Annotated in this window: 20 protein-coding genes; 12 read left to right on the top strand and 8 right to left on the bottom strand. The window is 66.3% G+C overall.

The annotated features are described in order from the left end of the window. Nucleotides 1–215 precede the first annotated feature (215 nt). The 5 genes from N825_RS11325 (at nucleotide 216) to N825_RS11305 (ending at nucleotide 4,328) form a co-directional block, all read left to right on the top strand. On the top strand, nucleotides 216–1,115 hold the full coding sequence (locus N825_RS11325) for a hypothetical protein (protein ID WP_037451265.1): 900 nt from the start codon (nucleotides 216–218) through the stop codon (nucleotides 1,113–1,115). 13 nt (nucleotides 1,116–1,128) lie between these two features. Further along, entirely contained in the window at nucleotides 1,129–2,073 is a 945-nt protein-coding gene (locus N825_RS11320) for a hypothetical protein (protein WP_037451261.1), read from the top strand. A 62-nt stretch (nucleotides 2,074–2,135) separates the two neighbouring features. Further along, a complete protein-coding gene (locus N825_RS11315) occupies nucleotides 2,136–2,927 on the top strand; it encodes an ABC transporter ATP-binding protein (protein WP_245613090.1) in 792 nt (263 codons plus the stop codon). Between the two features lie 136 nt (nucleotides 2,928–3,063). After that, the gene (locus N825_RS11310) at nucleotides 3,064–3,705 is read left to right on the top strand and encodes an ABC transporter permease (protein ID WP_037451258.1); all 642 of its coding nucleotides are present in this window, start codon (nucleotides 3,064–3,066) and stop codon (nucleotides 3,703–3,705) included. 107 nt (nucleotides 3,706–3,812) lie between these two features. Continuing rightward, nucleotides 3,813–4,328 carry a ferritin-like domain-containing protein gene (locus N825_RS11305; protein WP_037451255.1) on the top strand — a complete coding sequence of 172 codons (516 nt, stop codon included), beginning with the start codon at nucleotides 3,813–3,815 and terminating at the stop codon, nucleotides 4,326–4,328. A 37-nt stretch (nucleotides 4,329–4,365) separates the two neighbouring features. Here the strand turns inward: N825_RS11305 and N825_RS11300 are convergent, their stop codons facing one another. After that, nucleotides 4,366–5,574: an MFS transporter gene (locus tag N825_RS11300; RefSeq protein ID WP_037451251.1), complete on the bottom strand. Its 1,209-nt coding sequence runs from the start codon at nucleotides 5,572–5,574 to the stop codon at nucleotides 4,366–4,368. Between the two features lie 100 nt (nucleotides 5,575–5,674). On the opposite strand from N825_RS11300, the gene greB reads away from it, so the two are divergent. Continuing rightward, nucleotides 5,675–6,253: a transcription elongation factor GreB gene (gene greB / locus N825_RS11295; RefSeq protein WP_037451248.1), complete on the top strand. Its 579-nt coding sequence runs from the start codon at nucleotides 5,675–5,677 to the stop codon at nucleotides 6,251–6,253. A 6-nt stretch (nucleotides 6,254–6,259) separates the two neighbouring features. Here greB and N825_RS36420 read toward each other — a convergent pair whose 3' ends face one another. From N825_RS36420 to N825_RS11275, 4 genes are all read right to left on the bottom strand, one after another. Beyond that, entirely contained in the window at nucleotides 6,260–6,802 is a 543-nt protein-coding gene (locus tag N825_RS36420; RefSeq protein WP_198038287.1) for a phosphatase PAP2 family protein, read from the bottom strand. A 173-nt stretch (nucleotides 6,803–6,975) separates the two neighbouring features. After that, complete coding sequence (locus tag N825_RS11285) at nucleotides 6,976–7,500, bottom strand: hypothetical protein (protein WP_198038286.1); 525 nt, start codon at nucleotides 7,498–7,500, stop codon at nucleotides 6,976–6,978. Between the two features lie 57 nt (nucleotides 7,501–7,557). Next, nucleotides 7,558–8,610 carry an alpha/beta hydrolase gene (locus N825_RS11280; protein ID WP_037451246.1) on the bottom strand — a complete coding sequence of 351 codons (1,053 nt, stop codon included), beginning with the start codon at nucleotides 8,608–8,610 and terminating at the stop codon, nucleotides 7,558–7,560. Nucleotides 8,611–8,626: 16 nt separating this feature from the next. Further along, entirely contained in the window at nucleotides 8,627–9,706 is a 1,080-nt protein-coding gene (locus N825_RS11275) for an ABC transporter ATP-binding protein (RefSeq protein WP_084164647.1), read from the bottom strand. A gap of 215 nt (nucleotides 9,707–9,921) precedes the next feature. Between N825_RS11275 and N825_RS11270 the strand changes: the two genes are divergently transcribed. From N825_RS11270 to N825_RS11255, 4 genes are all read left to right on the top strand, one after another. Then, nucleotides 9,922–10,101: a zinc-finger domain-containing protein gene (locus tag N825_RS11270; RefSeq protein WP_037451244.1), complete on the top strand. Its 180-nt coding sequence runs from the start codon at nucleotides 9,922–9,924 to the stop codon at nucleotides 10,099–10,101. Between the two features lie 271 nt (nucleotides 10,102–10,372). Next, the gene (locus N825_RS36415) at nucleotides 10,373–13,261 is read left to right on the top strand and encodes a serine/threonine-protein kinase (RefSeq protein WP_051512041.1); all 2,889 of its coding nucleotides are present in this window, start codon (nucleotides 10,373–10,375) and stop codon (nucleotides 13,259–13,261) included. Nucleotides 13,262–13,388: 127 nt separating this feature from the next. Further along, entirely contained in the window at nucleotides 13,389–14,357 is a 969-nt protein-coding gene (gene corA / locus N825_RS11260; RefSeq protein ID WP_037451241.1) for a magnesium/cobalt transporter CorA, read from the top strand. Continuing rightward, nucleotides 14,318–15,325 (top strand): NAD(P)-dependent oxidoreductase, encoded by a 1,008-nt coding sequence (locus tag N825_RS11255; RefSeq protein ID WP_281174362.1) that lies wholly within the window; start codon nucleotides 14,318–14,320, stop codon nucleotides 15,323–15,325. Before corA ends, N825_RS11255 begins: the two co-directional genes overlap by 40 nt. Before the next feature lie 9 nt (nucleotides 15,326–15,334). Here the strand turns inward: N825_RS11255 and N825_RS11250 are convergent, their stop codons facing one another. Both N825_RS11250 and N825_RS11245 read right to left on the bottom strand, forming a co-directional pair. Continuing rightward, complete coding sequence (locus tag N825_RS11250) at nucleotides 15,335–15,673, bottom strand: hypothetical protein (protein WP_037451239.1); 339 nt, start codon at nucleotides 15,671–15,673, stop codon at nucleotides 15,335–15,337. A 224-nt stretch (nucleotides 15,674–15,897) separates the two neighbouring features. Then, entirely contained in the window at nucleotides 15,898–16,338 is a 441-nt protein-coding gene (locus tag N825_RS11245) for a phasin family protein (RefSeq protein WP_051512038.1), read from the bottom strand. Nucleotides 16,339–16,672: 334 nt separating this feature from the next. On the opposite strand from N825_RS11245, the gene N825_RS38830 reads away from it, so the two are divergent. Continuing rightward, on the top strand, nucleotides 16,673–17,173 hold the full coding sequence (locus N825_RS38830) for a hypothetical protein (RefSeq protein WP_051512036.1): 501 nt from the start codon (nucleotides 16,673–16,675) through the stop codon (nucleotides 17,171–17,173). A 74-nt stretch (nucleotides 17,174–17,247) separates the two neighbouring features. Further along, the gene (locus tag N825_RS11235; protein ID WP_037451665.1) at nucleotides 17,248–17,934 is read left to right on the top strand and encodes a tellurite resistance TerB family protein; all 687 of its coding nucleotides are present in this window, start codon (nucleotides 17,248–17,250) and stop codon (nucleotides 17,932–17,934) included. A gap of 25 nt (nucleotides 17,935–17,959) precedes the next feature. On the opposite strand, the gene N825_RS39735 is transcribed toward N825_RS11235, so the two are convergent. Then, a complete protein-coding gene (locus N825_RS39735; protein ID WP_198038285.1) occupies nucleotides 17,960–18,136 on the bottom strand; it encodes a hypothetical protein in 177 nt (58 codons plus the stop codon). Nucleotides 18,137–18,176: the final 40 nt, after the last annotated feature.

Here is an 18,176-nt window from a genome sequence, read left to right as displayed (position 1 = left end):
CAGCAGGTACGGAGCCAATGGCGGGTCATTACTCATTAACCAATTTGACGTATCACTCATGTCCAAAGACATAAGATGATCGACGTGGGTTATGGTCTTTCGTGAGGGTATCACGCTTGATCTAACCCTTTCGATCCTATACTGAACCAGCGTGCCCGGAGCCGCCGACTTCGCGGGCTTCCGGAGCCATGCCCTTGGTGAGTTGACCGAGCAAAATGGATATCTCGATCAAGCGGATTTTTCAGCTTTGCGCGGCGTTCATCGTCGTCGCCACGATCTACCGGGCGGGCAACGGCGGCCTCGAGACTCAATCCTCCAGCGATACGGTGTTGTGGGACACCCTGCACGCGCTGATAGCTCCGCTGGCGCGTGTTTACCTAGCCATGTTCAACAGTCCGGCCACCGCCATCCTGCTGTCGGGCGGATTGGTGATGGCCGGGATCCTGCTGGTCGTGTGGTTCGTTTACCTAAAGGTGCGGCCGGTATCGCGGGAACTGGATCGGTTGATCCAGGACTGCGCCCGCGCGCCGGTTCAGACCGGCCGTCTCGATGGCCTCGACCGGGTTTTGGATTCCAGTTTGCTCGGTACGGATTGGCGGGCGTGGCGGGCGGCGGGGCCCGGTGCCGGCCGGCCCTCGGCCTACCTGACACTGGCATCGCTGGACCGGTCGGGACTGCGCCTGGGGCTGGTCCAGTCCATGCCGAACTACTTCGTCGGACTGGGATTGGTGATGACCTTCCTGGGACTGATCGCCGGGTTGTGGTTCGCCAGCCAGGGAATGCGGACCGCCGACATGGTCGAGGCGCGGACGGCCTTGGTCCATCTGCTCAACAGCGCCACCTTCAAGTTCCTGACCTCGGTCGCGGGGATCGGCATGTCGCTGGTGATCTCGCTGGCGTTCAGGATCTCCGTCCAATCGTTGCGCGATCGGCTCGACCTGCTGTGCGACCGGGTCGAGGACGCGGTCGCGCGCGCGTCCTTTTCCTTGGTGGCACCGGCGCTTCCCAACGTCTCCGATGGCTCGGCGGCACTGGCCGAACAGATTCCGCGGCTGATCTCGTCGATCGACCGGCTCGAGCAGGCGATCGTCCGGCAATCGGCGCGAATCGGCTGAGGGCGGTGTCGGAGTGCTGAACCCGGTCGACAGTTTCTCGAAGGATGAAGGCTATTACGCCTCCATGGCCGATCTCATGGCCGGGATGCTGTTCATCTTCATCATCGTCGCGATGGTTTTCGCCCTGGACGTCCGGAAGGATAGGGTCGACGCCGTGACCGAGGCCAAAGCCAAGGTGGAGGCTGAAATCGAGGCCACCGTCGAGGCCAGGGTCAAGGCTAGGGTTGATGCCGCGATACTGGCCGCCGACAGTTTGGTTCCCGTTGAACGGCCGGTTCCGGTGGACATGGACATCGAAGCCCGGGCGAAACTGGTCGAGAACATTCGCGACCATCTCCTCGCCCACGGCGTGGCGGTGGAGAGCGCGCCCCGCGAAGGCTTGCTCCGCATCCCAGCCGATCCCTTGTTCGGTCCTGACGAGGTCACGCCGTCGCCAACCGGTCAGGGTGCCATCGCGCGGCTGGCGGAAGCGCTCGACATCTGGCTTCCCTGCGTCGCGGGCGGAGCGCCTCCGCCCGATTCGAACCTCTGCGGCCCGTTCGCGCGAGCCCGCCTGCGCTCGCTCCGCATCGAAACGCACATCGACACGGGGGCACTATCGGCCGCCGACGCGGACAGCCTGACCGGCGCCCGCGCCGTCCATCTTCTCAGCGGCCTTCTCACCGCCAAACCGGGCCTGATGAGTATGCGCAACGATTTGGCGGAGCGCCTGCTCGATGTTCGCGGCATGGGCGCCGCTTGGCCCTTGGTGATCGCCGGGGTCCAGCCGTCCGCGGCCGGTCCGGCCAAGGCGGTGAAGGGCGAAACCGCGAAAACCGGTCAAGAACAGGGCGAAGCCCAGCGCATCGCCATCCGGGCGCGGCATCGCCGTATCGACCTGCGCTTCGACATGAGAGTGCCCGGAACGGAACGGCCGGGGCAGGCGGAGGGCGTGATCCTCCGCCCGACCGTCAAGTGAGTGCGGTGATGATGTTTGGCGGTGCTACGCTCAACCACAACGGGGACGATACCGTGAACGACATGGCTCCCACCGCCTTCGAGCGGTTGATGGAACGGCGGGACACAGAGGTCCACACCTCGACCGCGTCGGTCAGTCTCGACAAGGTCGATGTCATTTTCGGCCAGCATGTCTACCGCACGGTCAAGGGCGTGCTGGTCGGCATGCTGCGCGGCACGCCGAAGGAGATCGTCACCGGCCGCAAGGTGCTGGATGGCATCGACCTCAAGGTTTCGCCTGGCGACCGGCTCGGCATCGTCGGCCACAACGGATCGGGCAAGACGACGCTGCTCAAGGTGATCGCGGGTATCCTTCCGCCGGTCCACGGCACCCGGACCGTCGCCGGCAGCATCGCCCCGGTCATAGCGCAGGGCCTGGGGTTCGAACCGGACCTGCCGCTTCGGCTCAACATCAAGCTCGGCTTGGCCTATTCCAACCGGCTGAACCAACACAGCCCGGACTTGGAGGAGGCCATCCTGGATTTCGCCGAACTGACGGAGTTCGCCGACGCCCCGTTCCAGACGCTCAGCAGCGGCATGCAGGCCCGGCTGACCTTCGCCACATCGCTGTTCCAGACGCCCGACATCCTGATCCTGGACGAGGTCTTCGCCACCGGCGACGCCCATTTCGTCCGGAAGTCGCAGGCCGCCATGATGGAACATATCGAGCGCACGCCGATCGTGATCCTGGTCAGCCACTCCGCCAGCCTGATCTCCGAGGTTTGCGACAGATGTGTTCTGCTCGATCATGGCCGAATGGTCGAGGACGGGCCTACCGGCAAAATACTCGACATCTACGCCAAGCGATACGGGTGACATCATGCTATTGAGCGAGACCCTGATAGCGGAACTTCGAACTGTCCACTTCATTTCTGGCGTATCACTTTATAAGAAATATTGTGGATCATTGATTGGGATGGGGTGGTCCTTACTCAATCCTCTGATACAATTAATGGTATACTTCTTCGCGTTTGGGCTTATCATCAAAGTTCCAATCGACAATTATTTCGTTTACCTCGCCGCCGGCCTGCTGCCTTGGACATTTCTGTCGCAGAGCCTGATCACAAGCGCCACGTCTATCACATCGCGCAAGGCCACCTGCCAGAACACGGCGATGCCGCACTGGATCTTCGTGCTGTCGGACATCTCGTGCGAGCTGTTCGCCACGCTGATCGCGATGTCGCTGCTGCTGGCCGTCGCCATCGTCACGTCGGACCACGCGTTTCTGATCGTGACGCTGATCGTGCCGGTGCTGCTGCCGATCGTGATCTTCACCTATGGCGCCGGGCTCGTCGTGGCCTATCTGGGCGTCCTCTACCGCGATCTGCCCCATCTGCTGAACCTGTTCTTCTCCGTCATGTTCTGGCTGACCCCGATCATCTATCACTGGACCATGGTGCCCAAGACAATCGAGGTCTTCGTCAAATACAACCCGCTGGCGATGCTGGTCGGGTCGGTACAGGTGCTGCTGCACGGTGGCGCCGCGCCAACCACCGACCTGTTGATCGCGACCTATGTGATCGCCGGCACGGCGGCCGCCGCGGGCATCGCCATGGCGCGCCGGATCGGCAACGGCATGATCTACGCGCTCTGACGCGTCGGCCACGAAGATTCCAGTCGAAAGGCGGGAACCACTCGGGCGATGTCCAGTTGAGGGCGCTGAACATATCCATTCAGACACCCTCGAGGAGGTCCACCATCATGGCTTCGATCACCGACGCCGCCCGCGACATCTTCATCACCGGCCTGCACAACACCCACGCGCTGGAACTGCAGGCGCTGCAGATCATGGGCCGGCAGGTCGAGCGGCTGGAGAACTACCCGGAACTGGAGCAGATCCTCCGCCGCCACATCCAGGAGACCGAGGGGCAGCGCCAGCGCCTCGAGGAGGTCATGGGACGGCTCTCGGAAAGCCCGTCCGCCGTCAAGGAGGCCGTCCAGGGCTTCGTGGGCAACGTGGCCGCCATCGCGCATTCGGTCGCGTCCGACGAGATCATCAAGAACATGCTGGCGAACCACGCGTTCGAGAATTACGAGATCGCCGCGTACAAATCGCTGATGGTGATGGGCGAGATGGCGGGCTTCAGCAACCTCACCGGCTTCAAGCAGTCGTTGGACGAGGAGGTCGCGATGGCGCGCCAGGTCGGCGATCTGGTCGAGCCGATCACGCGCAAGTTCATCGAAATCGGCGCGCGCGGCGAATCGGCCAAGATCTGATCCGGCGTCGGGCGCTTCCGCGCCGCCATCCCGGGGATCAGTCCGCCTCCTTTGGGCGGGCCGTCTCCTCGGGCGGGCGGATGGCGCGGAAGCAGGCCAGCAATGTCAGGTCATAGGTGATCTTGAGGGCGCCGGCGCAGACCAGCGGCCAGCCGAATGTGCTGACGCCCAGCATCAGGCCCGCCAAGGCCGGCGACAAGGCGGAGGCGAGGCTGCGCGGCACGGCCGTCAGGCTGGCCGCCGCCGGCCGCTCGGCCGGCTCGACGATCGCCATCACGTAGGACGTTCGCGCCGGAACATCCATCTGTGACAGCAGGCTGCGCAGCACCAGGAAGATCACCGCGACCTCCGGGCTGGTCGCGAAGGCGGCCATGATCATCAGTATGTTGGCCGGCAGATGTGTGAACACCATCGTGTTGACCAAGCCGATCCGCCGGGCGAGCCTCACGGCCACCAGGAAGGAGACGGCGGAACACAGCCCGGTCACGAAGAAGATCGTGCCGGTCGTGCTCACCGACAGCCCGAACCGCTCGAACAGCCACAGCGCCAACAGCGAGTTGACGACGAAGCCGCCCCCGAACGAATCGACCGAGAACAGGGCGGCCAAGCCCCACACCCGGCGGCGTGACGGCCCCAGCCTGCTGGCCCGTTTCGTGTGGTCGCCAGAGCGCGTGTCTGGCAACCCGGCGTAGAGCGACAATGTCGCCAGTCCAATCGCGCCGTAGACGACGAACAGCATCGGAGTCGCCGACCCTGCCGACGTCAGGCGGTCGAGCCACGGCAGCGTCCCAATCGACAACGCGCCAAGTGCCGCGCCTAGCGAGCCCACCAAGCTGTAGCGGGCGAAGACGGCTGTCCGTTCCGAGTCGGTAACCAGGTGGGCGATCAGGGATTGCTCCAGCGGCAGGAAGACACTGACATCGCCGCTCGACGGGTTGATGGTCCCGATGAAGGCGACCAGCAACAGGGGCCAGAACGCGTCGATGCCGGCGAACCCCAGCCCGGTCGCGGCCATCAGCATCGCCGCGCCCGCGAGCCCGCGCCCGAGCCGGACATGACCGCCGAAGAAGCCCAGCCCCAAGGTCAAGGCCGCCGATCCCAGCAGTGTGGCGGTCGCCAGCAGCCCGACCTCCGCCGCGCCATAACCGAGCCGGCTCAGGTGGATCGGCAGCAGGAGCGCCACGAACCCGTCGGCGAAGGACCGCATGCCGCGGCCGATCAGGATCCGGGTCAGGATGTTGGGCATGGTTGGATTTCCGACATCATTGTCCCTTGCGTTCCCAGGGTGTCGGGTACCACCCTGCCTGTTCGACATCGCCTCAACCAGTTGGAAAAAGCCGCACGCCATGAGCAAGGCCTTCGTCCGCGAAAGCGATATCGAGGAGGACCCGCCCGAGGAGAAGGAAATCCGTCCGGCGGGCGTCACCAACCACATCACGCCGGAAGGCTTCAAGCGGCTCCAGGACGAGTTCAGGAACCTGATGCGGGTGGAGCGACCAAAGACGGTCGAGGTCGTGTCCTGGGCCGCTGGCAACGGCGACCGATCGGAGAACGGCGATTACATCTATGGCAAGAAGCGGCTGCGTGAGATCGACCGCCGCATCCGGTTCCTGACCAAGCGCATGGAGGCGGCCAACATCGTCGATCCGCGCGCGCAGAAGAACCGCGACCGGGTCTTCTTCGGCGCCACGGTCACCTATGCCAACGAACGGGACGAGGAACGCACCGTCACCATCGTCGGGATCGACGAGACGGATCTGGACAACGGGCGCATCAGCTGGATCTCGCCTGTCGCCCGTGCCCTGCTCAAGGCCCAGGTCGGCGATGTGGTGGAATTGCGCACGCCGGCCGGCCCGGAACAGATCGAGGTGATCGCGATCGGCTACCCGGAAGCGGGCGGCCCAGACGTGGATGGTGCTGGCTGAGGGATCTCAGCCGCAGACGTTCATGGAGATGCGCAGCGTCCGCGCGATGTCGCGGATCACCGGCTCGGCCTGCAAGCCATGGCCGTTCAGCAGGACGGCCAGGACCGCCACCACCACGACGACCGGCCGGAGCCGCACGACGGGAGGTTTCATCCGGGCGTGTATCCAGGCGAACGCCGCCACCGAGGCGAAACCGATCGCCAAGCCGCAGACGACCTCCTCCCAGGTATGGGCTCGTAGTCTCACCCGGCTGACGGCGACCAGCAGGATGATCGCGGTGCTGGCGCCAAGGATGCCGATCCGCTGCCAGCGCGGCCTGCCAGACCCCGCTATCAGCGCGCAGCAGCCGAAGAAGATCGCGGCGAAGCTGGCGTGGCCGCTGGGGCTCTCGATATCCAGCAATCCACCGTCCACCCCGCAGGCGAGGAAACCCAGCTTGGCGACCAGCGTCAGGCTCAGCCCGGTCAGGAGCGTGGCCACCCACAGCAGCGCCACGGTCGGAGCGCCCCGCAACATCAGATAGACGAAGACGCAGGCGGACGCCGGCAACAGAAGTCCGGAGTCGCCCAAGCTGGTAATGGAATGCATCATTTGGGGTGTAGGGGACGGCCGCCGTTACTGGGTCCGTCCGATTTTGCGCGAATGCGGTTGAACGCGCAACCGCCCAGGCGATCCGATGCCGGAACATCGGATGCCACCCTGATTCATTAGGAGGGGACGCCTTAGGAGGGGCTCCGGATCCTACCGGGGAGCCGCGACAGGATGAGCGCCGTTCCCAATCCCCACGCGCCGTTGACCAGGATGCCGGTCAGCATGCCGGCGGCTTGCCAGCCGCCCGCCACCGGCATGCCCTTGACCGGCTGGACGATGAACCAGGCGACCAGTGTCGGGAAGATCGCGCCGAACAGGAACGCCACCACCCAATAGCCGGTTCCGCGCGGAAAATGGCGGTGGACGGCCGAGAAGACGATGCCCCAGACACCTCCCCAGAAAGCCGCCGATAGCACGGCGGGGATCCCCAGCGGCGGGATCAGGCGGAACGACCAGGGTTGTCCCGCAGTCAACCCAACCAGATGCAGCACGCCCAGCATCGCCTGATGGAAAACCAGGACGCCGATGAACCCCGCGATGAAACCGGCCACCGGCCGCCATCGCCGGTCCGGATGATACTTCGCCGTCGCCATGTCGGAATGCGACGTGGTTTCCCCCGTCATCGTGCCGCTCGCGCGTTTCGCCGTATCGGCCATGCCGATTTCTCCCTTCGCCAACAGGGGCGGTGATGAAGACTTGAATACGTGGGTATGTCAAAAAGACGCCGGATGTTCATCGACCCGGTCGCTCGCCACGAGTTCCTTCGCTTCGGTGAAGGGAAGCCTGTCGGCGCCACTGGGGAGCGGCGCCGCCGGATCTGCGATCCAGTGGGCGATGTCGTCCAGGACCGTCGCCGCTTCCAGGTCGCGCATCAGCATGTGATAGCCGTTCTCGTAGATCGCGACTTTGGTTTGGCGGGGCAATGCCGCCAGCGTCTTCACGATCGGCGGACGCGGCAGCACCTGTTCGTTGCGGCCATAGAGCACGAGCGCCGGCGACGGCAGGCTCGGCACGGCGGCGGCGCCCCGGCTCATCAGCCGCACGAGGCCCTCGACCGCGTCGACCCGGGTCCCCTTGATCACCAGCGGATCGCGGCTGAGCGCCCGCAACATCTCGATGTTGTCGGAAGGCTGGATCCGCAACTCGCGCGGTGCCGTCAGCCGCAACCAGGGAACCGTGCGGTAGCTGATCCACAGCGCGGCGCGCTGGAGCGTGGTCAGTGAATCGCGGTCCCAGACCGCCGGGGCGGACAGGATCGTGCCGGCGGGATCGAGCGGTTCGAAGCCCGGCGGCGGTTCCGCCAGCGCGCTCAGGACGACCGCCCCGCCCATGCTCTCGCCCAGCAGGTAAAGCGGAATTCCCGGATGGCGCTGGCGCACCAGGGCCGCCGCCGTGCGCAGGTCGGCGATCAGGGTGTCCGCCGTCGGCCAGATGCCGGGCCGCTCGCTGGCGCCGAAACCGCGCTGGTCATAGGCGTATGTCGCGATCCCGTGCGCCGCCAGGAAGCGGCCCGGTCCCTCGAACGCGTTGGAATAATCGTTGAATCCGTGGAGCGCCAGGACGACGGCCTTCGGCGCGGCACCGGAGTCGGGGGGCCAGACGCGGAGCGGCAGCGTCACGCCGTCGGGCGTCGCGATCCCGTCCGTCGTCATGGCCGGAGCCTGGGTCATCGATCCCATCGGCTGGTAGGTCGCGGCGCAGCCCGAGCACAGCGCCAGCGCCACCAGCAGCGCGAAGCCGGCGAACAGGCGCGATAGACGGCCCATCGCGTGCCAGCCCCGGTCAGCGCCCGGCTCCCGTCATAAGCGATGGGTCGCCGGCCTCCTCGGCGTGGGAGCCGCGCGTCAGCTGGAGGAAGATGTCCTCCAGGTCGGTCTCCACCGTGCTGAGGTCCTGGATCGTCAGCCCGGCCGCCTGGATGGCGCCCAGCACGTCGCCGACCCGGGTGCGGCTCGGCTTGTAGCGGACCACCAGCCGGCGCGGGTCGGTCAACTCGGCCTGCCACGCCTCCAGCCCGGCGGGAACCGCCGTCAGGTCGCGGTCCAATTGCAGCACCAGCGCCTTGCTGTCCAGCCGGCGCAACAGCGCGCGCGTGCTGTCCATCGCCACCACCTGACCGTGGTTGATGATCGCGATGGTGTCGCACAGTTCCTCGGCCTCTTGCAGGTAGTGCGTGGTCAGCAACACGGTGGTGCCGGCCCGGTTGAGCGCCCGGACCTGCTCCCACAGCATCTGGCGCAGCTCGATGTCGACGCCGGCGGTCGGCTCGTCCAGCACCAGCACCGGCGGCGAGTGGACCATCGCCTTGGCGACCATCAGCCGCCGCCGCATGCCGCCCGACAATGTCCGGGCATAGGCGTCCGCCTTGTCCTCCAGTCCGACCGCCTTCAGGAGGTCCTCGGTGATCCGCTCCGACTTGGGCACGCCGTACAGGCCGGCCTGCAGGTTCAGCAACTCGCGCGGGGTGAAGAAGGGGTCGATGTTGAGTTCCTGCGGCACCACGCCGATCGCGGCACGGGACTGGCGGGCCTCCCGGTCGACGTCGCGGCCCCAGATGCGGGCCTCGCCGGCGGTCTTGTTGACCAGTCCGGCCAGGATGTTGATCAGCGTCGACTTGCCGGCGCCGTTGGGGCCGAGCAGGCCGAACAGCGAGCCGCGCGGGATCGCGAGGTCGATGCCCTTCAGCGCCTCCTTGGCGGGCGCCCGTCCCGCCGCCTTGTACGTCTTTGTCAGGCCACGCACCTCGACCGCGTTGGCCGGCAGCGGCGTGGTCGCCGGCGTCGGCTCGGCGGACCGCAGGGCGTCGGCATGGAGGGAGGCGGCGGGCGGGCTGGCGGGTGAGGGGGTGGGCGTTGTTGTCATGATCGAACCGGTTCTTTTCGAAAACACCAAAAGGGGCGCGGTGGTTTGGTGACTGTGGGTTCCACACGGGGTCGCGAGAGGCCGCGGCTCGTCCCGTCGACACCAACAATCGCGTTGATCGGGCCGTGCCGTCTTGTATCATCCCGGCGGCCGACAGGACATGCCGGGGCGCCGTTCCGGCGGCGCGCCGGAACTTCAAGACAGGGACATAGGTGATGCAGCCGACCGAGACAATTCAAGTGGAGACGGAAACCGTGGGCTGCGACGGTGGCGGCGGCGCTTTGGGCCATCCCATGGTCTATCTGACGCTGACCGCCGGTGGCCATGTCGACTGCCCCTATTGTGGACGTCATTTCGTCCTGAAGGAAGGCGCCAAGACCAGCCACGGGCACTGAGGGGATCCAAGGTTCGATCCGGCCCGCCGCGAGGGCTTTTTATTATTCGCCTATGAGTGGAAATGGTCGCCGGCGGCGAATTGGCGCCCCTGGCTGCGGCTAATCGGCGAGAAAAGGCGGATGACGGCACGCGACGCTTTACTGTCGAATGCCGGAACAATAGATTGGAATTGATTCGACTTGTCGCGACGCGATGGTCTGGAGGGGGGATTGTCCCGAGGCTCCAGGCAAGCCAGCGCCCTGTCGGCTTTTCAGTTCCTGTCATCCGGTCATGCTGCGCAAAAAGAAGTCCGCCTACGAGGTTCTGATCTTCCGCGACGACCAGTGGATGCTTGAGCACCTGCTGGATGACGAGGATCAGGCTAAGAGCGCCGCGGACAGGCTGATGCTTCAGCCGACGACGGCCGGCGTGCGCATCACCAAGAAGATCCTGCGGCAGGATGGTGGCAGCGTCGGAGTCGTGGTGTCGGAGGTCATGAAGACCACGATGCCGCTGACCCAGATCCGCGTCGTCGAGGGCATCGAGGCGCCGTTCTGCGAGTCGCTCGACGATTTCTACGAGTTGGCGAGTCGGCTGACGATTCGCCGCCTGCTGGCGGACTACCTGGACCAGAAGGTGCTGCTGGTCAGCGAGGTGCTTCATTCCGCGGACGAGGCCGACAAGCTCGTCGCCGTGACTCCGCTGATGAAGAGCGCCGTCACCACCGCGGCCGCCAGCCAAGCCCGGCTGCTCGGCACCGATGCCGCGACCGCGCGCAACAAGCTCAACAAGCGGGTTGACGATCTGGTCGCCCGCGCGCACGCGGCCCGAGGCACCTATCAGCGCAACTACCGGACCCGGCAGGCCTTCGCGCCGCTGGCCGAGCGATTCATCGCGGCGGGCGCCCCAGGACGCACGGCGGCTGGCTCCTCGGCGGGCACGGTCAGGAACTCCAAGGGCGCCAAGGTGACGCGGCCGGGCGATGCCCGATTCGCCCTTACCCACGCGGCTTGCGCCGAGTTGCTGGGCTCGCGCGATTGGGCCGGCAAGCTGTCGCGCTTGACCGACTGGTTGTACGAGCCGCTGGACGACAAGGCCCTTGCGGTGCTGGACGGTCTGGTCGCCGATCTGTTCGCGTCGGCCGGCGCCGTCCGCGAGTTGTTCGGACCCGACGCCGACCCCAGCCTGCGCCTGTCCCGCTTGTACGACGTGATCCAGGGCGCCGAAACCTCGGCGCTGCTGACATCGATGGCCGACAACCTGCGGGCCTTGGCCCACCAATTCGACGCGGGACGGCTGCCCCAGGCGCGCCGCGCGGCGCTGGCCCATATCCAGATCCAGCTTTGCGACAGCCGCCCAGCCGCGCGGGACGTCAAGGCGGCCTCCTTCATGGCCCTGCTCGACCGGCTGATCACCGAGACCGGGGTCGAGGGTGGACCGGACATGGCGGAGGCGCTGACGCTGCGTCATTCGCGGAGCCAGGAGCAGGGCGGTTTGGCGGGCTTGAAGGAGGCGATGGCCCGCCTGCTGGCGCTGATGGGCGAGCCCGGTCGCAAGATCAACTACATCCAGGCCCTGGCGTCGTCCCCGCTGGCCCAGCGCCAACCGCGCCTGATGCTGGAAGCGCTGGAGGACATGGCGGCGCGGCCCCGCCTGATCGGCAGTTTCGTGGACAGCGGATCGCATCCCGTCCAAAAGATGAAGGTGCTGAGCAACACGCACGCCCTGCTCTGCGCGGCGCAGCTTCCGGGGGATATCCGGTCCAAGCTGATCCACATGGTCGAGACGGTCTTCACCGACTTCCTGATCGAGAACCGCATCCTGGACAAGCTGGACAACCCGGACCTGAACCTGCGCCAGCGGGTGATCAAGCTGGCCCAGCTTTGCACCCAGGGCCTGCTGATCCCGGGCCGGCCGCTCGACATGGCCCGCACCCGCCTGTTCGGCTTGGTGGCGCGCGGCGGCTTCGAGGCGCAGGTCGTCTCGGATATCGGCGATCCCGCCGAGCGGAAACGCGAGCTCACCGCCTTGCAGGAGCTGCTGGCCGCCGTGCCCCAGCCGGAACCGCGGACGAGCGAGGGGCGCGATGGCAGGGGCGGGGACGGCAAGGCGGGGGAGGCCGCCGCGACGCGGTTGCTCGACCATGGCGCCATGGCCGGTTCCGGAGCCACCAGGATGGGGGGAGCCGCCGCCGTGGAGGAGCGCTTCTGCCCCAGCTGCTTCGCGCCCGGTTTCGCCGCCGGTGCCAGCGCCGCCTGCGCGGCCTGCGGCTATCGTCACGTCGCCAGCCAGCGCGATGGTTTCGTGCTCGCCTCCAACGTGATGCTGACGGGACGCTACCGGATCGGCCGGGTGCTCGGCCTGGGCGGTTTCGGCATCACCTATGTCGGCCGGGACGAGCGGCTGCACGCCCTGGTCGCGGTCAAGGAATACTACCCGTCGATGTATTCGGTGCGGATGCCGGGCAGTTCGCTGGTGGCTCCCAGCGGCGCCGAGCAGGCGGCGCCCTACCGCTCCGGCATGGAGAAGTTCCTGGACGAGGCGCGGCTGCTGGCCCAGTTCCGCACCACGCCCGAGATCGTCGACGTGCTCGACTTCTTCACCGAGAATGGCACCGCCTACATGGTGATGGAGTACCTGGAGGGCCGGTCGCTCCAGGAGGTGCTCAACGAGCGCGGCGGCCGCCTGCCGTTCGCCGAGGCGCTGGGGGTGATCCTGCCGGTGATGCGCGGCTTGGCGCGGGTCCACGAGAAGAACGTGCTGCATCGGGACATCAGCCCGGACAACATCTACATCACCAACGACAAGCGCTCCAAACTGCTGGACTTCGGCGCCGCCCGCATGGCGCTGTCCCAGGGCGAGCAGAACCTGACCGTGATCCTGAAGCGCGGCTACGCCCCGCTGGAGCAGTACAACGCCGGCGGCCGGCAAGGCCCCTGGACGGATGTCTACGCCCTGTGCGCCACCCTCTACCGGACGCTGAGCGGCCAGATGCCGGCCGACGCGCTGGCCCGGATCGAGCAGGACGACCTGATCCCGCCGTCGCGGCTGGGTGTAGCGATCCCGCCCGCCGTCGAGCAGGCGCTGCTGAAAGGCCTTTCGTTGCGCGGCGCCGAGCGGCACCAGGACATGATCGAGCTGCTGGGGGCCTTCGAAGTGGCGCTATCCGGTCGCAAGTGATTGGGTGTTAAGTAATCCGGCCGCAAGTAGCCGCTCACGCCCGCTCGACAGCCGATCCCATACGCGCTTATGATCACCCTTTGCGCGATCCACCGAGGACGCGCGGTGTGGTTGGTGGGTCAGCGGCATGGGAATGGTGGTCGACAGCGCCCTGTATGTCGGAGGGCATCGCGATCGATCGGTGAGCATCGACACGGCGACCCCTCCCGATCAGAGGGACCACTTCGTCTGGATCGGGTTGCTCGAGCCGAGCGAGGAGTTGCTGCGTCAGGTCCAGGCCCGGTTCGGCCTGCATGACCTGGCGGTCGAGGACGCCCACCGTGCCCATCAGCGGCCCAAGCTGGAAGTCTACGGACAATCGCTGTTCGTCGTGCTGCGCACCGCCGAACTGAAGGCCGGCAAGGTGGAATGCGGCGAGACCCATGTCTTCATCGGGCATGGCTACGTCATCACCGTGCGCCACGGCGCGTCGTCTTCCTACGCGGAGGTCCGCAAGCGCTGCGAGACGATCCCGAGGATGCTGGGCAAGGGAATCGACTTCGTCCTCTACTCCATCATCGATTTCGTCGTGGACAACTATTTTCCGATCGTCGAGACGCTGGAACAGGAGGTCGAGGAGACAGCCGCCGACGTCATGACCGCGGCCTTCTCGCCGGAGAAGATCGCGCGGATCTACGAGATCCGCCGCGAATTGCAGGTGCTGCGCCGCTCGGTCCAGCCCCTGATCGACATGACCGGGCGGCTGGCCCGGGTCGAGGTGCCGCTGATCGACGAGGACCTGAAGCCTTACTTTCGCGACGTGCAGGATCACACCACCCGATTGTCGGAGCGGATCGAGAACCTGCGCGAGTTGCTGGCCTCCGCGCTGGAGGCCAATCTGCTGATCGTCTCGATCCGGCAGAACGAGGTGATGAAGAAGCTGGCCGGCTGGGCCGCCATCCTGGCCGTCCCGACCGCCATCGCCGGCATCTATGGCATGAACTTCGAGCACATGCCCGAGTTGCGCTGGACCTATGGATATCCGGCGGTGATCGCCACGATCCTGGTCGTCTGCGCGTGGCTCTACATGCGCTTCAAGCGGAGCGGTTGGCTCTGACCGCGAACACCGATCCTGGAAACAGGAAGCCTGGAAACAAGAAGAGGGAAGAGACAGCCATGGGCAAGGAACGCGTTGGGTTCATCGGCGTCGGGCTGATGGGCCACGGCATGGCCGCCAACATCGTCGGCAAGGGCTTTCCCCTGACGGTGATGGGACACCGCAACCGGGAACCGGTGGAGGACCTGAAGCGGCGCGGCGCGTCGGAGGCGGCGACTCCCCGCGAACTGGCCGAGGCGTGCGACATCGTGGTGCTGTGCGTCACCGGCAGCCCGCAGGTCGAGGCGGTCGTCAACGGGCCGGACGGTCTGGCGGCGGCGGGCAAGCCGCTGATGATCATCGATTGCTCGACCTCCGAGCCGTCGGCGACGACCCGCCTCGCCACCGAGCTGGAGGGCAAGGGCATCACGCTGATCGACGCGCCGCTGGGCCGGACACCCAAGGACGCGTGGGAGGGAACGCTGGACGTGATGGTCGGCGGCACATCCGATCAGATCGAGCGGGCGCGGCCAGTGCTGGAGACCTTCGCGGGGCGCGTCATCGAGACCGGGCCGGTTGGCACCGGCCACACGATGAAGCTGCTCAACAACTTCCTGTCGATGGGCTACGCGGCACTCTACGCGGAGGCTTTGACGCTGGGAGCCAAGGCCGGGCTGACGCCGACGGTGTTCGACAGCGTCGTCCGGGGCGGCAGGATGGACTGCGGCTTCTACCAGACGTTCTTCAAATGGGTCTTGGAGCGCGATCCCAACGCCCACCGCTTCGCGATTCGCAACGGTTTCAAGGACATGAGCTATCTGTCGGCCTTCGCCAACGCCGCCGGCGTCGCCAATCCGATGGGAGCGGCCGTGCGGAACTCGTTCGCGGTCGCCGTCACCACGGGACATGGCGACGATTACGTGCCGATGCTGTCCGACATCACCGCCAACCTCGCCGGCACCTCGCTGGTGCCGGAGGCTGACGACTGAACAGGAAGCTTAACGGGCGACGAAGGGACGGAGGGGGCGGCGCTCGACGATCGGACCGGAACTCCGAACGACTTCGAGCGGCGCCCGCTCGCGGCCCATGGAGCTGGTCTGGCGCGGCCGGGGAGCGGAGTCGTAGTCGCGCTTCTCGGCGATCTGGAAGATGCCGGCCTCGGGAGGCAGGCTCTCGGCCAGGATGACGGTGGAATTCAGCGAGATGACTTTGGCGGCATCGCCCGACTTGCCTTCGAACGCGCGCAGGCGACCGGCCGTCAGGTATTCCTTGACCTGGGCGATCCCGCAATTCAGCCAATGGGCGGCCTGCTCGAGGGTAATGGCGATGTCGCGCATCCAACTGTCTCCCTATCGATTTCCGGCACCGGCATGGGCGCCGCGTCACGGTTGAAAGCGGGGCCGGATCCGACCCCGCGGTATCCATTCGGTCAATGGACGGTACCACAACCGAATCTGTATTCCATCGGAGTGGACCTGGAACTTTACATTGTCACGTCCCGGAGAACGGGTTCTCCGGGACGTGACGCCGTTCAGATCTGATCGGACCCGAGAGTGGCTGCTCAGGCGGCCTTGACGGTCCGCTCGGCGACCTTCTTCGGCTGAGCGACGGCCTTGATCTCGTCCAGGCTGGCGACGACGCGGCGGCTCAGGATGTCGGACGCCTCGGTCGTGACCTTGGAGACGATGTCCTGCAGCTCGCGGGCGTTGGCGATGTTCTTCTCGTAGGCGGCCTTGACCAGATCGGTCTGCTTGACGAGGGTCTCCTCGACCGCGGTGGTCGGCTTGGCGTTCGTCATCAGGCCCTGGAACTGCTCGATCGACTGGCGGGCGATCTCGCCCTGGCGCTGGACGACCGTCTGCATGCCCTGCGCGAAGGTCTGGCTGGCGGCGGTGAACGCCTCCACGTTGCGGCGCTGGATGTCGAACACGGCGCTGAAATCGAAGCCCGGAACCTTGAACTGGTCGAAGCTGGGAACCTTGAACTGGGGGAATGCATTCATGATAGCGTTTCCTGATTTGCTGGTGGCGATGTGGTGGTCACTTGGCACTTGCGCCGTCGCGCTCTTGGGCACGTCCGGCGCCGGCTGTTTGCTGCACTGCAACATGCGGATGATCGCGTCCGGGTTCAAGTAGAATCGTGCGTGACCACGAGGTATTCGCCCGGAAATTCGCCGAACCTGTACGCAAGGATGGTCCGGACGCTTTGAATCGGACCATAAGTCATATTCCATTCATCATAGATCGGCGTTCGGCGTGACGGCTGGACGCCATGGTATCGGTCGTGGCGGCCGGGTCGCCGGTGTGGCATGGTGGCCCCGTGGCCAAGAGGACATCATGAGCGACACGGGACGGCGAAAGGCCACTTACCGGCCGCAACTCGACCCGTCGGGCGAGAGGGTGCGCTACACGGACATAGCGCCGGTCAGCTTGAACGAGCGCTGCCGCGACTGTGGCCGCAAGCATGGCACGGTGGTGCGCTGCCTGGCCGATGGCCGCTGGTTCGACGCCGATGACCAGACTTGGCGCGACCGGCGGGGCCGCCGCTCGGCTTGGCCGAACGTGGTGGAATACGCCGAGGTCCGCGACCTGCCTGTGACGGTGCGTCTGGTCCGGCTGTCGGGCGACAACGGCGGCAAGCTCCGCAAGCTGTGCCGCCGCTGCCAGATGAGCCAGGAATCGATGCGCAACGCCATCCGCAACCGCATCCGGGCCCTGAGCCGGCGGGCGCTTGGCGACCTGTTCCTAGGTGTCTATTCCGAGCCGGACACCGAGGAGCGGTTCAAGTCCTTGTCGAAACCGAAGCGCGCCGCCAAGAAGCCGGACGCGCCCTCCTGATGCCATACCCGGTCTGAACCTAGGACGCCGGCCAATCGTTAACCTCCCAGCGAAACATGAATTGGGAGGCCGACATGGCCAATTTGACCAAGGTGCTCGGGACCATGCTGGTGTCGGGGCTGGCCGGACGCGCCGGCGGGCGTGGCGCGGCGCTGGCGACCGCGGCACCGATGCTGCTCGGCGGCGGCAAGACCAAGGGCGGCATGAGCCTGGGTGGCAAGGCCGGCATGGCGGCGCTGGCCTACCTCGCCTACAAGGCGTATCGGGACAGTGGTTCGACCCAGCCGGCCGCCACACCGGCGGTGCCGGAGAAGAAGGGCGCCAGCGGCCCGTTCGGAGCGCTGTTCGACGCGCTGGGCGTTTTCCAGCCCCAGGACGGGACGGCGACCGCCGGCCCGACGGAAGCGTCGCTGCAGATGGACGAGGGGCAGGCGCTGCTGCTGATCCGCGCCATGATCGCGGCGGCCAACGCGGACGGCCAGATCACCGCCGAGGAGCGCCAGCGCATCATCCAGCACCTGGACAAGGCGGGCGCCGGCGCCGAGGAGCGCCGGATCGTCGAGCAGGAGATCGCGTCGCCGAAGCCGCTGGATGACATCATCCGGCAGTCGCGCGACCAGGACACGGCGGAGCAGATCTATCTGGCGTCGGAGATCGCCATCCGCGGCGGGTCCGAGACCGAGCGCCGTTACCTGGACTTCCTGGCGAGCCGGCTGAACATTCCGGACGCGCGCCGCCGCGAGTTGGACGCCCTCTCCTAAGCCCCCTTCGGAATTCGTCGGGCGTCTAGTGGACCAGACGCCCGACGGTCCAGCGCGACACCTCGGTCAGGGCGTCCTGGAACGGGACCTCGGGATGATGGAAGCGGTGAATGATCAGCGCGGCTTCCAAGGCGTGCCGGTCTGGGGCTCCGGATGCCTTCATTTCGGCGAAGGCTCGTTCGACGGCAGGGCGGCAGCACATGACAGGGGTCTCCAGGCTCTCGCGAATCGACGTGTATGGT

This window comes from Skermanella stibiiresistens SB22, from assembly GCF_000576635.1.
In the GTDB taxonomy this organism is placed as follows: Bacteria; Pseudomonadota; Alphaproteobacteria; order Azospirillales; family Azospirillaceae; genus Skermanella; species Skermanella stibiiresistens.
Note: the sequence above shows the minus strand (reverse complement) of the source record. Positions and strands in the feature narration are given on the sequence as shown.